Here is a 13,741-nt window from a genome sequence, read left to right as displayed (position 1 = left end):
TTCTTCCCACTCGCGGCTCTTAGGATGGCTAGCCGAAGCGGGCGTGAATGGCGGTCAGCAGTTCGTTGGGTCGGGTGCGCTGAACTGCGTGCCCGGCGCCTTCGATGGTGACCAGTTCGGCATCGGGGATCAGTGTCGCGGCCTTCGCCAGCAGCTCCTGGGGTGCCGGGCTGGTCGATCCACCACCGACGAGGAGAGTCGGTGCGGTGATCAGCGGGAGATCGGCCCACCAGGCGGGATCGGGGTCGCCCAGCTGGGCGAAGATCGCGGTCAGCACGGCCCAGTCGAAGCCCGGGTCCTCGGCCGGCTCGGGCGGCACCGTCCAGTCACCTCGGCCGTCCGGCGGCGGGCTGTCGACGAGGATCAGCCCGGTCAGCCGGTCGACGTACCGCTCGGCGAAGATGGTCGCGACCGTGCCGCCCATCGAATGCCCGCAGAGCAGGAACTTCCCCAGCTCGAGCGAGTCGACGAACTCGGCCAGGTCGTCACACATCAGCTCGAACGAGTACTCCGCAGGACGAGGGCTTGCGCCGTGCCCGCGCTGGTCGAGCGCGATCACCCGCCAGTCCTCGGCCAACTGCGGAGCGATGGCCGCCCACGTGGAAGCGTCTGTGTGCGAGCCGTGCACCAACACCATCGGCGGCGCAGTCCGCGCGCCGTACTCGTCGTACCGGAACTCACCGGCCGTCAACGCCACCTTCAACTGCCTGATCCTTTCCCGGGGTCTCCCATCCAAACCCAGAGCCGACCGGCTTGCAAGCGAAGCCTGATCCCAGCTCACCGGCCGGTCAGGCGCTCCCAGTTGCCGTTGCCTATCGCAACCTTTTCCTGGTCGGTGAAGGGCGCGTTCTCGAGGAAGCTGCGGGCGACTCCGCGGCTGGTGTCGAGGAAGGGGAAGTCGTCGGGCCTCGTCCCGTACGTGTACGGGTAGTCGGTGGAGTACAGCATCCGGTCGGTCCCCACGACCTCTGCGGTCCAGCGCATGTAGCGCTCGCTGACGGTGCCGCTGCCGGCTACCCAGAAGTTCTGCCGGAAGTAGTCGGCGAGGGGGCGCTGGAGGTCGGTGTTGGGAGCGATGACGCCGGTATGGTCGAGGTAGAAGAGGATGACCTCGCCCCAGTGGCCGGCGATCACCTGAAGGTCGGGATTGCGGTCGAAGACGCCGGTGAAGATCATCCGCAGGTACTGGACCCCGAGGTCGTAGTACCAGCCCAGTCCGGCGGTGGCCAGACCCATGCCGACGGCACCTAATCCCGAGTAGTAGGCGTCAATGACCGGCTTCACCGGGATCTGCGGGTGGAAGTGCAGCGGGACTTGAAGGCGTGCTGCCGTCGCGTAGAGATCGTCGTACTCCGGTGCGTCGGCCGGCTTGTCTCCGGTGCGTCCGTAGAGCATCGCGCCGCGGAAGCCGAGTTGGGTGACAGCGCGTTCCAGCTCGCCGGCAGCGGCTTCGGGATCCGGGGTCGGGATCGCGGCGAAGGCCTGGAATCGTTGCGGGTTGCTGCTGACGATCTCGGCCAGGGCATCGTTCGCCTCGCGGGCGACGCTGAGGGCGGTCGCGGCGGTGAGGTTCTGTACTCCGGGGGTGGCGAGCGAGAGTACTGCGACGTCCAGGCCCTGATCGTCCATCTTCGCGAGCCGCTGCTCGCCGGTGTCGCGGAGCCGGCGCGCGATCACGTCGTCGCCGAAGCCGAGCTGCGGGGTCTGCGGCACTCCTGCCTTCGCCCAGGCGTCGAGTACTACGGGCAGTGCGACGTGTTCCTCGACGCCGACGATCCGGATCTTCTCTGACATCTTTGGGCTCCTCAACTAGCTGATTATCAGTGGAATCATTTGGACGGTATCAGTGATACTGGCAGTGGTTCAAGCAAGTTGATAGCTTTGGTTCATGGAGACCGTGGATGCCACCGGCGGTGGGCGCGAACTCGTTCGCCAACGGGTGATCGAGGCTGCTTCCGACCTGCTGGCGCGCGAGGGGCGCGAGTCGGTCACCACCCGGGCAGTCGCCTCGGCGGCGGGAGTGCAGCCGCCGGCGATCTATCGCCACTTCGGCGACATGGACGAGTTGCTGGAGGCAGTGGCCGAGCACGGTTACGCCAAGTTCCTGGCCGCGAAGCAGGTCGTACCGGCTCCGAGTGACCCGGTCGAGGACCTGCGCGCGGGCTGGGATCTCGCGGTCGAGTTCGGACTCGAGAACCCTGCGCTCTACGCGTTGATGTACGGCGAACCTCGCCGCGGTACGTCGTCAGCCGCTTTCCAGGCGGGCATGCAGATCCTGATCGGCCGGATCCGCCGGCTCGCCGCCGCTGGCTGGCTCCGGGTCGACGAGCGACTCGCGGCCGCCCTCATCCACGCGACCGCGCGCGGCGCAGTACTCACCTGGCTGTCGCAACCCGAGGACCAACGCGACCCTGCTCTGTTGACCGCGATGCGAGAGTCGATGGTCGTTGCCGTCACCAACGAGAAGCCGGCCGTCCAGGGCGACGGCCCGGCCAGCGCAGCCCGCGCGCTGCGGGCAGCGTTGCCTGACCAGACCGCACTCAGTGCCTCGGAGACCCAACTCCTCGGCGAATGGCTGGACCGCCTCTCCGCCGACGGCTGACCCCACTCCTGCTCTTGCTGGGAGGTCAGTAGCTGTTTATGCTCTGAGAGAGCGCTCTCTGATCATTTCCTGCGTACGGCAGGTGATCAATTGCGCATTCTCCTGCGCACTGACCCGCCCCTCAGCTCATCTGGAGACAGAAATGAACAGCATCATGTCCAGAGGTCGATCCAGAGCCGTCGTGCTCGGCGCTCTGATGGCTTTGACCTTTGCCTTGCTCGGGAGCGCCGCGTTCTCGGCGTCGCCCGCGTCCGCCGTACCGGCGCCCGTGCAGATCGATCTCGCCGGTGCGGGCGGAAGCGGGTTCCTGCCTGACAGCTACGGGAACGGCGGCGGGCTCGTCGACACCAAGCCCGCCGGCCGGATCGCTCTCGACAACTGGGGACCGACCGTCACGCATCCGATCCCCGCTGACATCTGGCACACCGCGCGGTACCTCGAGTCGAGCTACCGGGTGACAGATCTTGCCCCCGGCAACTATCAGGTCCGGCTGTACTTCGAGGACTGGTACTTCACCCGCACCGGACAGCGGATCTTCGACGTCGCGATCAACGGCACGAAGGTGCTGACGGACTTCGACATCATCGGCACGGCGGTCGCCAAGGGCGCGGACGGTGGTGCGGTCTTCGGGGTGGAGAAGTTCTTCCCGGTGACGGTCGACGCGAGCGGAGTCATCTCGATCGACTTCCTTCGCGGGAAGGAGAATCAGCCGCAGGCGAGCGCGATCGTGATCGTGCCGACGGACTGAGCCGAACACGGCGGCCCGGCGCGAGAGCACCCACGCGCCGGGCCTTCACCCGTCAGGCTTCAGCGGGTCGGCGCGCTCGCGCAGTACTGGTCAGGTAAGGACGGCCAGCGCACCGACGCCCAGTGCGACCAAGTCTCGTAGCCTGCCGGGACTTGCGGAATCTGTGCGCCGAGCAGCTCCGCTTCGTCGGGTGCCTGGAACTGGGCCCGCCACTGCTTCAGTTCACCTTCGCTCATCGCGAACGTCTGATCCGGAGTCTTCGCGAAACGGTCGACGGTCCGCCTGCGTTGTTCCTCGGGTTCGATCGGCAGGTAGATCACCTGGCTGTGCACGCCAATGGCGTGGGCGATCCAGCGGAGGGCGGAGCGTTCGTCCGTGCCCCAGAAGCCGAAATCGAAGACGACGTCGGTACCGAGCGCGGCGGCTCGCATACCGGCTTCGATCAGCTTGCCTTCGACCAGGTCGCGTTTGTCTGCTGGGTTTTCCTCGCCGAACAAGGCGATCTGCCACTCGTCCGGGGTCAGTCGGAGGGCGGGTGCGCTGAGTTCCAGCTCCTTGGCGCGAGTCGTCTTCCCGGCACCGGGCAGGCCGACGAGCAGGTAGATCTGTGCTTGGTGCATTGAGAATCAGGTGAGGGTGATGCCCGCGGTGCGTAGGTCGACGAGCGTTTGCTCGGTGCTCGCCGGGGCGACGCCGGCGGTGAGAGCGGTCAGGACCGTAGTACCGAAGCCCTCGCGGTTGGCGTCCAGAGCAGTTGCACGGACGCAGTAGTCCGTGGCGATTCCGCAGACCTCGACCTCGGTGACGCCCTTCTCGCGGAGCCAGTCGGCGAGGGGCTGGCCGTTTTCGTGGCACTTGCCTTCGAAGCCCGAGTACGCCGCGGCGTACTCGCCCTTGTCGAAGATCGCGTCGAAGGGTTGCGGGTCGAGGTTGGGGTGGAAGCCGACGCCGTCGGTGCCGGCTACGCAGTGGACCGGCCAGGAGTTGACGTAGTCGGGGGTGGCGGAGAAGTGGTCGCCGGGGTCGATGTGGTGGTCCCGGGTCGCTACGACGTACGTCCAGGAGCGGTCGGCTGGTTCGGCGTCGTGCCAGCGGTGCAGGAGTTCGCCGATTCGGAAGGCGACGTCGGCGCCGCCGCTGACTGCCAGGCTTCCGCCTTCGCAGAAGTCGTTCTGCACATCGACCACGATCAGCGCCCGGCTCATCACAGCACCCCTTCGAAGAAGAGTCTTTGAGCCCCCACCGTACAAGCTGACGACACTCCCGCACGTGCTCGAATCGCGAAGGGTAGGCTAACCTAAATCGGATCTTCGGAGAGGACTGGCATCGTGGGGTTGGCGGCACAGGCGGGGAATCCGGTGTACGACGTCATCGGGGTCGGGTTCGGCCCGTCGAACCTGGCCTTGGCGATCGCGGCGGGTGAGCGCGGCGCGGCCTCGCCGCGGGCGCTGTTCCTGGAGCGGCAGGCCGGTTTCGGGTGGCACCGCGGGATGCTGATCGAGGACGCGACGATGCAGGTGTCGTTCCTCAAGGACCTGGTGACGCTGCGGAATCCGGCCAGCGAGTTCAGCTTCCTGAGCTTTCTGCACCAGAACGGCCGGCTGATCGACTTCATCAACCACAAGACGCTGTTCCCGCTGCGGATCGAGTTCCACGACTACCTCGAGTGGGCCGCGGACAAGGTCTCCGACGTGGTTCGTTACGACCGGGAGGTCCAGTCCGTGCGGCCGCTCCGCACGGACGGCGTGATCGACGCCTTCGAGGTCACCTCGACCGGCCAGGGCGGGACCTCGATCGACGTCACCCGCAATATGGTGCTGGGCGTCGGCCTCACGCCGCACCTGCCGGCCGGGATCAGCAGGTCGGACCGGGTCTGGCACAACCAGGAGCTACTCACCCGCGTGCGGGAGCTCGATGGCCGTACGCCGGGGCGGTTCGTGGTGGTCGGCGCCGGGCAGAGCGCGGCCGAGGTGACCGCCTACCTGCACGAGACCTTCCCGCAGTCCGAGGTGTGCGCGGTCTTCTCCCGGTACGGCTACAGCCCGGCCGACGACAGCCCGTTCGCCAACCGGGTCTTCGATCCCGGCGCGGTCGACGAGTTCTACTCCTCGCCGGAGGACGTCAAGCAGATGGTGCTCGACTACCACGGCAACACCAACTACTCCGTGGTCGACGGTGAGCTGATCGAGGCGCTCTACAGCCGCCAGTACCGCGAACGCGTGCTCGGCATCCAGCGGCTGCGCACCTTCAACGTGTCCCGCGTGGTCGATCTGGTCGAGTCCGACCAGGAGACGACCGTCACGATCGAGTCGCTCAGCACCGGCCAGAAGACCGAGCTGCCGGCCGACGTGGTCGTGTACTGCACCGGCTACCGTCCGGCCGACCCGGTGTCGCTGCTCGGCGACATCGGCGAGCTGTGCCGTCGGGACCAGGAGGGCCGGATCAAGGTCGGTCGCGACTACCGGGTGCAGACCACTGGCGAGCTGCAGGCCGGCATCTACCTGCAGGGCGGCGGCACCGAGCACACCCACGGGCTGGCGTCGTCGCTGCTGTCGAACACCGCCATCCGGGCGGGCGAGATCGTCGAGTCGATCGCCGCCGCCAAGGTTGCTCAGGTAGCCGACATCGACCGGCCGCACGCCGTACCGGACGTCGTCGGCTTGCACTGATCACCTGACCGCAGCTAGACCGTCAGCCGCTTCCTGAGCTCCTCCAGGTCGGCGGCGACGGCCGCGGCGCGCTCGCTGTCCTGACCCTGGTACGCCGCCAGCTGGGCGGAGGCCTCGGCGGAGTCGGACCGCAGCCGGGTGATCCGGGTGGCGGTGTCGGCCTGCTCGGCGCCCCGCTTCTGCCGGGCCGTCAAGTAGCCGTAGCCGCCGAAGCCGATGATCACCAGCCCGACAGCGATCCACAGCGGGTGGGTCAGGCCGAGCCCGACCGCCACCACGAGCCCGACCACGGCTGCCGCGATCGGGCCCCGGAGGTCCCGAGCCGACAACGGCTGCACGGTCGCGGCGATTGCTGCCTCGGCGGATGCCAGTGACAGCCGCTCGGGGCCGTCGGTCAGCAGCGTGACCGGCCGCCACTCGATCTCGGCGCTCACCTGGCCAGGGGTGGGTTGGCTCGCAGCCTGGGCGAGCGTCTCGGCATCAGCCAGTACTCCGGGCGACACGATCCGCAGGGCGGCCGCTGCGAGGTGCGGCTGGTCGGCGTTGGCGAGATCCGCCTCGAGCAGCTTGTCGATCGCACCCGCCTGATCGTCCAGGGCGCCGCCACCAGGGGCGTTGCCGTCGGTGAGCTGGGCCCGCAGTTCGGCGACGCGGGCGAGCGGCTCGCGCTCGGGAGCGCTGCCCTCGGAGATCAGCAGGCGCAGTACGGCGGAGGTGCTGTCCGGGTCAAGGCTGCCCTGAGCAGTACCGGCCGAAGTGCTGCCGCCCTTCGCGGCACTGCCCCGAGCGGTATTGCCCCGAGCAGCTCCACCCTGAGCGGCACCACCCTGAGCCGGGCTGCTCACAGCAGCGCTGTCCTGGGCAGGCTGGTCGCCGGCCGCGTAGGCGAGCGCACGGTCCGGTTCGAGCACGCTGGTGTCGCCGGTGATCGCCTCGACGGCACTGCGCAGCCGGGTGAGATCGGCGCGAGCCTTGGCCTGGTTGGCGATCTCCTTGAAGGCCGGGGCGGTGACCGCGACCTTCTCGGCGCGCTCCACGATCTTGCCGGCCCAGCGCTGGGTCGCGGCCGTGCTCGGCAGCTTCAGCTTGTTGATGATCGCGTTCTGGCCCTCGATCCCGAACCCACCGCGGGCGGCCGTCGTCCACAGCGCCCGCTGCACCCGGGTGATCGTGCCGTCGGCGGAAACCTTGCCGAAGGCAATCTCCAGCCACTCGGTCCGGACCTCGTTCCGCCGGCCCAGCGCGGCGAGCGCGAGACAGAGGAAGACCGAGGTCCGCAGCTCGTCGCGCCGCATCGCCTCGGCCAGTGCGGTCTGCTCCGGAACTCCGTCGGCGAGCCCGCGAATCGCTTCCACCGCAAGCCCCAGCCAGTACTCCGGTACGTCGTGTTGCGTCGCCGCCGGAGTCTCACCGGACGCCAGCGCCGCGAGCACCTGCCCCGCGTGCCGGCGGATCTCGGCGGCGTCCGCGAAGCCGATCAGGTCGTAGCGGATGTCGGACAGCTCGACGAACGCGTTGAACGCGGTGGTCAGGCGCTCCAGCCGGGTCTCCATGCTGCCCTGCACCTGGGACAGCCGGAAGCGCAACGTCGAGGCCTCCGACGCCGCCTGCGACATCTGGTCCCGGAGCTCTTCCAGCTCACGGTTCTGCCGGCGCTCTGTGTAGTAGTCGTTCATCGGCCTACTCCCGCTAGATCGGTCCGTGCGCGGACCAGCATCGCGTGTCGCCGGGGTCATGGCGAAACAGGGGTGGACCAGGGTGGCACCGGATGCGCCGGCGGTGCGTCCGAACCTACGCTCGGGACAAACCACTAGGAGGGGGAACCATGCGGAGCGAACTGTTCGCCGCGGCCAACCAGGAGCAGGAGTCGGCACAGGCGGGGCTGCGGCTGCAGAACTCGAAGCTGCTGAAGGTGGAGTTGCGAGGCGAGGTCTTCGCCCGGCAGGGCGCGATGGTCGCCTACCAGGGCAACGTCCAGTTCGAGGCCCAGGGCGCGGGGGGAATCGGCAAGTTCCTGAAGCAGAAGCTCACGGGTGAAGGCATCCCGTTGATGAAGATGCGCGGTCAGGGCGACGTGTTCCTCGCCGACCGGGCCTCGGACATCTACCTGATCGATCTGGACGGGCCGCACGACGGGCTGAGCATCAACGGCGCCAACGTGCTGGCCTTCGAGCCGACGCTGAGCTGGGACATCAAGATGGTGCAGGGCACCGGGATGATGTCGAACGCCGGCCTGTTCAACTGCAACTTCTCCGGCCAGGGCCGGATCGCGATCACTTGCAAGGGCACGCCGGTCGTGCTGAACGTCGACCAGCCGACGTTCGCCGATCCACAGGCCGCGGTCTGCTGGTCGACCAGCCTGCAGACGGGGTACCAGCGCGCCGATCAGCTCGGTCTCGGCACGCTGCTCGGCCGGACCACTGGTGAGGCCTTCACGATGAGCTTCGCCGGTCAGGGCTTCGTCGTGGTCCAGCCCTCGGAGGAGCCGCCCGGCGGCTTCCTGGGTGGCACGGGCGGCGGTCAGCAGTCGGGTCAGGACGGCGGCGTGGCCGGAGTACTCGGGGGTCTCCTCGGCGGTCGCTAGTACCAGCAACAGGCGCCGGGCCCGGCTGGCCGTAGTACTGGCCAGCCGGACCCGGGCTCCAAGTGCTACTCAGTGATCAGGGACGCAGTGCCGGGGCAACCATGTCGAGGACAGCCCAGTACGCGTTGCTGAAGACGTGGTCCGGCTGCAGCGTGGTCGGATTGACGCTCGTGGACGTCTCGACGCCGACCCAGCCCTGCAGCTTGCGATCGTCGTCGATCACCTGCAGCAGCGACTGCACGTGGTTGTTGGCCCGGTAGCAAGGCTTGCCCTGGGCCAGACACTCACACCAGTAGGTGTAGGCGTTGTTGCGGGCCGGAGCGAGATCCGCCAGGTAGCGGATCCGGTCCACGTTGGTGGATCCGGCACAGCGGCAGCCGGTGTTCTTCTGCCGCAGGCCGACACAGTCGCTGCCCTGACACTTGAGCCAGCTGCCGTAGCCGATGCCGAACGTCGCCGAGTAGTTGGAGAACGTGGTCGGCACGCTCACCGGCCCGACCGGCCCAAAGTAGGAGTCGCTGCTGATCCGGGCTAGTTTGCCGCCCTCGACCGGATCGAGGATGACGGCAGGCAGGGTCGCAAGCGATCGATTGAAGCGTCCGAATGGTTTACCTCGGTTATTCAAAGGCCATTCCGGCGGCTTTCATGGGGGTTGCCGAAATGAATCTGGGTAGTGATTACCCATTGACGCGGATCCGCCGCCTGAGCAGCGTTCTCAGGCGGGGATCCGGGGCCGGCGGCAGTCGGCCGTTTGATTCGGAAAATGCTCACGGATTGTCAGGAAAAGCATTTCTCCGGATGTATTGGAATTAGTTGCCTTGGGTGCTCTAATGATCGCGTTGCGGTACCGCCGCAGCGCGATGGCAACCAGTTCCTGGAGGAAGTCATGGAGAAGGTAGAAACCCGCGAGCCGAGGAAGCTTCTCGTCCGCAAGCTGGAGAACCTCGAGACGACCCTGATCATCACCGACCCGGGCGGCGGCACGAACCCGGGCTGCCGCGACGCCACCTGCGGCTAGTCGGTCCAGGTTCTCGGCCGGGACGCGGGCACTGCCCGCGTCCCGGTTTCACCAGGAGGGGGAGCGATGCAACGGCCACGGATCAAGGGCATCCACAAACCCGTCCGGCTGACGCCGACGCTGATCAACATCGGCGGCCGGCAGCTCGGAATCGGGGCCGAGATCGACGACGAGGACGGCGACCGCTGGCAGCTCCTCGGGCTGATGGACGGCACCCGCACCTCCGACGAGATCGTCACCGCGCTGCGGGCGGACCGCCCCGAGCTCCCCGCCGAGGAGATCGCCGACACGATCCAGTCGCTGATCGAGGCCGGCTACGTCGAGGACGCCGACGGGCCGATCCCGGCCAACCTGAGTCCGGAAGAGATCGACCGTTACGACCGGGCGACGACGTACTACTCGTGGGTGGATCTGACCCCACGACCCAGCCGGTACGACGTACAGTCCCGCCTGAAGGCCAGCAGTGTCGTAGTACTCGGCCTCGGTGGCACCGGCTCGGCAGTTGCCTCCTCACTCGTGGCAGCCGGCGTCGGCACCGTGCACTGCGTCGACTTCGACACCGTTGAGGCAGGCAACCTCACCCGCCAGCTGCTCTATACCGAGGACGACCTGGGCAAGCCCAAGGTCCCGGTGGCCGTCGAGCGGCTGAGCAAGATGAACTCCCACGCCACCGTCACCGGCGAGGAGAAGCAGGTCTTCTCCACCGATGACGTCGCCGCGCTGATGGCGGACCACGACCTGCTCGTGCTGTGCGCCGACCAGCCGCAGAAGCTGATCCGCCAGTGGACCAACGAGGCCGCGCTGCGCACCAACACCCCCTGGATGCTCGCCCAGTACGCCGGTCCGATGGCGGTCATCGGCCTCTTCATCCCCGGCACGACCTGCTGCCAGGAGTGCCTGGCCAGCATGACCGACGTGATCCGGGAGCAGTACGGCCAGGAGCCGGAGGACCTGTTCCCCTTCGACGGTCACGCGGTGATCGCGCCGACGGCGAACCTCACCGGGCACATGGCGGCGATGGACGCGGTCTACCACCTGGCCGGCATCCCGACCAGCACTTCCGGCCGGATGTTCCACCTGAGCCTGACCGACCTGACCTACCACTACGTCGTCACCCCGCGGACCGGGGAGAAGTGCGAGACCTGCGGCTGGGTGGGTCGATGACGATCGCCGCCCTCGACGACACCAGCCGGCCCAGCGTCGGCCACCTGATGGTCCGGCAGGAGGACGAGGACGAGTACGTTCTCGGCAATCCGGAGACCGGCCGGTTCGTCGTCGTACCGGAGGCCGGTGCCCGGCTGATCGAGCTGCTCAGCGCGGGCCGGACCGTGGCCGAGGTCGCCGACACCCTGGAGCAGGAGCTCGGCGAGCCGGTCGACGTGGTCGACTTCCTCGAGATGCTGGTCGAGGCCGGCATCCTGGACGAGCACGAGGCGAGCGGTGCGGCAGCGGTCGAGCGGGAGGTCGAGCAGGCCGACCCGAAGGTGAAGGTCAAGTACTGGGCGGTCTCGAAGATCCCGCCGTGGATCGTCAAACCCCTGTTCGGCAAGGCCGCCTGGACCTTCTACGTCGGCTGCCTGGTCGCCACCGGGGTGATGTTCGTCGCCGACCACTCGCTGCTGCCCAGCTACGAGGACGCCTTCGTGGTGAGCGACCTGGTGCTCAGTCTGCTGATCACCAACGTGGTGGTGATGGGCCTGGCGATCGTGCACGAGATCTGGCACGCCTTCGCCGGCGCGGCCGCCGGGGTGAAGTCGCAGTTGCGGCTGGAGCGCCGCGGCATCTTCGTCGTACTGGAGACCGACCTGACCGGTCTGTGGGCGTTGCCGCCGGGCAAGCGCTACAGCCCGTTCCTGGCCGGGATGGCCTTCGACTCGTTCGTCCTGTTCGCCGCGGTCGCACCGCGGTTCGCCTACTCGCGCGGCTGGCTCGACCTCAATCCGAACCTGGTCCGCTTCCTCGCGATGCTGGTGCTCAGCCAGGTCGGCAAGCTCGCCTTCCAGACGATGGCGTACCTGCGCACCGACATGTACCTGGTGATGGCCACCGCGACCGGCTGCAAGAACCTGCACCAGGTCACCCGGCTCGGCCTCAAGCGGCTGATCCGCAAGCTCACCCCGCAGGAGCAGGTGATCCTGCGCGACGCCGACGCCAAGGACCTGAAGGTGGCCCGCTGGTACCGGCTGCTCTACCTGGCCGGCATCGTCTGGATGGCCTGGTTCGCCTGGAACTTCATCGTGCCGGCCGCCAAGGTGACGCTCGGCTGGGCCTCCGGGGTGATGGTCGGCGCGCCGCTGTTCAGCTTCTACTGGTGGGAGGGCGTGCTGTTGATCACCTTCGGCCTGGCGAACCTGACCGCGCCGCTGTTCGTTGCTCTGCGCAACCGGATCCGGGCCCGCCGGGCCAAGGCAGCGGTGGCCGCGGCCGAGCCGGTGGCAGCATGAAGACCGCGCGGAAGTGGGGGCTGCTGGTCAGTATCGTCGTCACCGGCCTGAGCGTGCTGACCATGTCCGGGCTCGCCTTCGGCGTGCTGCTCGGGTCGTTCGCGAAGGAGCCGGCGCTGGCCTGCGACCAGGTCCCCGGCACCCCGCAGCCGTTCGAAGGCCGGCGCCACATCGCGTACGACGGGGAGAAGCACGACCCGTACAAGTCGCTGCCCCCGACCTCCGGGCCGCACTCGCCGCGGGTGGTCCCGCCGGGCATCTACCGCAAGCCGATCACCGAAGAGCTGCAGGTGCACGTGCTCGAGCACGGTCACGTGTTGCTGCAGTACGCCGACGACGTACCGGCTGACGTGGTGAAGGAGCTGGAGCGGCTCGGTCGGCAGTATCCGCGGGACGTGGTGGTAGCGCCGTACCCGAAACTCGGTCACGGGATCGCGCTCAGCGGATGGCAGCGGTCGCTCCGCCTCGAGGCACTCGACGAGGCGGCCATCCTCGACTTCGTCAAGGTGGTGCCGGGGCGCTACAACCACCAGTGGCGCAACGGCGCGACCGACTGTCTGCCGCCGCATCCACTCGCCGAGGACGAGAACTGACGACACCCTTCGGCTACTGGTCCGACACCTTCGCGTGGCAGTATCTGCCTCGACAACCAACCACGGGGGGTGGGGGATGGGACGCGAGGAGTTCTGCTTTCCCGGCCGGCAGGCTGTCCTGGATGCCTCACTACGCCTGCAGTTGGTCCGCGCGGCGCGCTGTGACGAGTGGGCCGCCGGCGGCCGGACGGCGAATGCCGAGGTGCACCTGTTCGGGCAGGACCATCTGAGCCTGCGGGACTGGCTGCACAGCGAGTGCTCGGCCGCCGAGGAGCTGATCGCGGTCACCTCGACCCGGGACCAGACCGTCCAGTCGTTCGTGCCGAGCCATCGGGTGAACTGCGAGATAGTCGCGGCCGGGATCCGGATGACCAGTTTCTTCGACCCCAGTGGCGGCTCGTCGGCGGTCACCGACTTCATCGCCAGCGCCGGGGAGATGCCGTACTACGTCGCCTGCGGGCCGATCCAGATGAAGCTGATCGACGGCGAGCGGGTGCTGGTCGAGGGCCCGGTCACCGACGACGGGCAGCGCGGCCTGATGCTGATGGACGGCACGGAGGCCGTCAACGCGGCCCGGCAGTACCTGAAGGCGGTCCGGCAGACCGCGATCCGGGCGGGCGAACTGCGCGACCGCGAGGTCGAGCTGACGCCTCGGCAGCACCTGATCGCCCACCAGCTGAGCGAGGGCTGCACCGACGACCAGATCGCCGAGCGGATCCAGATCAGCGTGCGCACCGTGCGGTACGAGGTGTCCCGGCTGCTCGAGGTGCTGGAGGTCAAGACCAGGTTCGCGGCCGGCGTCCGCTACGCCCGGATGAAGGCGCCCACCGCGAAACGGTGAGCGCCCGGTCCACTAGCGGCTCTTCTTGCCCGGCGGGACGATGGTGCTGTCGCCGGGGTTGACCTTCGCGGTCTTCGGTTGCTTGGGCTTGCGGACTTCGCGTCCGCCCTTGTTCTTCGCCATGGAGTTCTCCCGGGGTGAGGATGTCGCGGTGGGCTGCCTGAGCTCTGAGAAGAGCCGGCTCTGCAGAGAGCCTGCTGCGCCGCGGAACTCCTGGTCCCCGGTGGTTAACCGAACCGTAC

The 13,741-nt window shown here is 68.0% G+C and carries 15 protein-coding genes; 9 read left to right on the top strand and 6 right to left on the bottom strand.

The annotated features are described in order from the left end of the window. Positions 1 to 28: 28 nt before the first annotated feature. On the bottom strand, positions 29 to 697 hold the full coding sequence (locus AB0P21_RS11155) for an alpha/beta hydrolase (RefSeq protein WP_363696476.1): 669 nt from the start codon (positions 695 to 697) through the stop codon (positions 29 to 31). An 80-nt stretch (positions 698 to 777) separates the two neighbouring features. Beyond that, a complete protein-coding gene (locus AB0P21_RS11150; protein ID WP_363695663.1) occupies positions 778 to 1,794 on the bottom strand; it encodes an amidohydrolase family protein in 1,017 nt (338 codons plus the stop codon). 94 nt (positions 1,795 to 1,888) lie between these two features. Here AB0P21_RS11150 and AB0P21_RS11145 point away from each other — a divergent pair, with 94 nt between their 5' ends. Together AB0P21_RS11145 and AB0P21_RS11140 are read left to right on the top strand one after the other, a co-directional pair. Next, positions 1,889 to 2,602, top strand: a complete 714-nt coding sequence (locus AB0P21_RS11145) for a TetR/AcrR family transcriptional regulator (protein ID WP_363695662.1) — start codon at positions 1,889 to 1,891, stop codon at positions 2,600 to 2,602. Positions 2,603 to 2,756: 154 nt separating this feature from the next. After that, positions 2,757 to 3,350, top strand: a complete 594-nt coding sequence (locus AB0P21_RS11140) for a malectin domain-containing carbohydrate-binding protein (protein ID WP_363695660.1) — start codon at positions 2,757 to 2,759, stop codon at positions 3,348 to 3,350. Positions 3,351 to 3,409: 59 nt separating this feature from the next. On the opposite strand, the gene AB0P21_RS11135 is transcribed toward AB0P21_RS11140, so the two are convergent. Continuing rightward, positions 3,410 to 3,970, bottom strand: a complete 561-nt coding sequence (locus AB0P21_RS11135; RefSeq protein ID WP_363695659.1) for an ATP-binding protein — start codon at positions 3,968 to 3,970, stop codon at positions 3,410 to 3,412. 6 nt (positions 3,971 to 3,976) lie between these two features. After that, positions 3,977 to 4,555: a nicotinamidase gene (locus tag AB0P21_RS11130; RefSeq protein ID WP_363695657.1), complete on the bottom strand. Its 579-nt coding sequence runs from the start codon at positions 4,553 to 4,555 to the stop codon at positions 3,977 to 3,979. A 123-nt stretch (positions 4,556 to 4,678) separates the two neighbouring features. Here AB0P21_RS11130 and AB0P21_RS11125 point away from each other — a divergent pair, with 123 nt between their 5' ends. Beyond that, positions 4,679 to 6,019: a SidA/IucD/PvdA family monooxygenase gene (locus AB0P21_RS11125; protein WP_363695655.1), complete on the top strand. Its 1,341-nt coding sequence runs from the start codon at positions 4,679 to 4,681 to the stop codon at positions 6,017 to 6,019. Positions 6,020 to 6,033: 14 nt separating this feature from the next. Here AB0P21_RS11125 and AB0P21_RS11120 read toward each other — a convergent pair whose 3' ends face one another. Continuing rightward, the gene (locus AB0P21_RS11120) at positions 6,034 to 7,695 is read right to left on the bottom strand and encodes a hypothetical protein (protein ID WP_363695654.1); all 1,662 of its coding nucleotides are present in this window, start codon (positions 7,693 to 7,695) and stop codon (positions 6,034 to 6,036) included. A gap of 149 nt (positions 7,696 to 7,844) precedes the next feature. Here AB0P21_RS11120 and AB0P21_RS11115 point away from each other — a divergent pair, with 149 nt between their 5' ends. Further along, a complete protein-coding gene (locus AB0P21_RS11115) occupies positions 7,845 to 8,603 on the top strand; it encodes an AIM24 family protein (protein ID WP_363695653.1) in 759 nt (252 codons plus the stop codon). A 76-nt stretch (positions 8,604 to 8,679) separates the two neighbouring features. Here the strand turns inward: AB0P21_RS11115 and AB0P21_RS11110 are convergent, their stop codons facing one another. Beyond that, a complete protein-coding gene (locus AB0P21_RS11110) occupies positions 8,680 to 9,093 on the bottom strand; it encodes a hypothetical protein (protein WP_363695652.1) in 414 nt (137 codons plus the stop codon). Between the two features lie 396 nt (positions 9,094 to 9,489). Here AB0P21_RS11110 and AB0P21_RS11105 point away from each other — a divergent pair, with 396 nt between their 5' ends. From AB0P21_RS11105 to AB0P21_RS11085, 5 genes are all read left to right on the top strand, one after another. Beyond that, positions 9,490 to 9,621 (top strand): hypothetical protein, encoded by a 132-nt coding sequence (locus AB0P21_RS11105; protein ID WP_363695651.1) that lies wholly within the window; start codon positions 9,490 to 9,492, stop codon positions 9,619 to 9,621. 66 nt (positions 9,622 to 9,687) lie between these two features. Continuing rightward, complete coding sequence (locus AB0P21_RS11100) at positions 9,688 to 10,785, top strand: ThiF family adenylyltransferase (protein WP_363695650.1); 1,098 nt, start codon at positions 9,688 to 9,690, stop codon at positions 10,783 to 10,785. Continuing rightward, complete coding sequence (locus AB0P21_RS11095; RefSeq protein ID WP_363695649.1) at positions 10,782 to 12,065, top strand: PqqD family protein; 1,284 nt, start codon at positions 10,782 to 10,784, stop codon at positions 12,063 to 12,065. Before AB0P21_RS11100 ends, AB0P21_RS11095 begins: the two co-directional genes overlap by 4 nt. Then, positions 12,062 to 12,658 carry a DUF3105 domain-containing protein gene (locus AB0P21_RS11090; RefSeq protein WP_363695648.1) on the top strand — a complete coding sequence of 199 codons (597 nt, stop codon included), beginning with the start codon at positions 12,062 to 12,064 and terminating at the stop codon, positions 12,656 to 12,658. Before AB0P21_RS11095 ends, AB0P21_RS11090 begins: the two co-directional genes overlap by 4 nt. Positions 12,659 to 12,734: 76 nt before the next feature. Further along, complete coding sequence (locus AB0P21_RS11085; RefSeq protein WP_363695647.1) at positions 12,735 to 13,499, top strand: helix-turn-helix transcriptional regulator; 765 nt, start codon at positions 12,735 to 12,737, stop codon at positions 13,497 to 13,499. Positions 13,500 to 13,741: the final 242 nt, after the last annotated feature.

It is taken from the genome of Kribbella sp. NPDC056861 (assembly GCF_040687575.1).
Taxonomy (GTDB): domain Bacteria; phylum Actinomycetota; class Actinomycetes; order Propionibacteriales; family Kribbellaceae; genus Kribbella.
The sequence above is the reverse complement of the archived record's forward strand: the minus strand, read 5'-3'. Positions and strand labels throughout refer to the sequence as shown.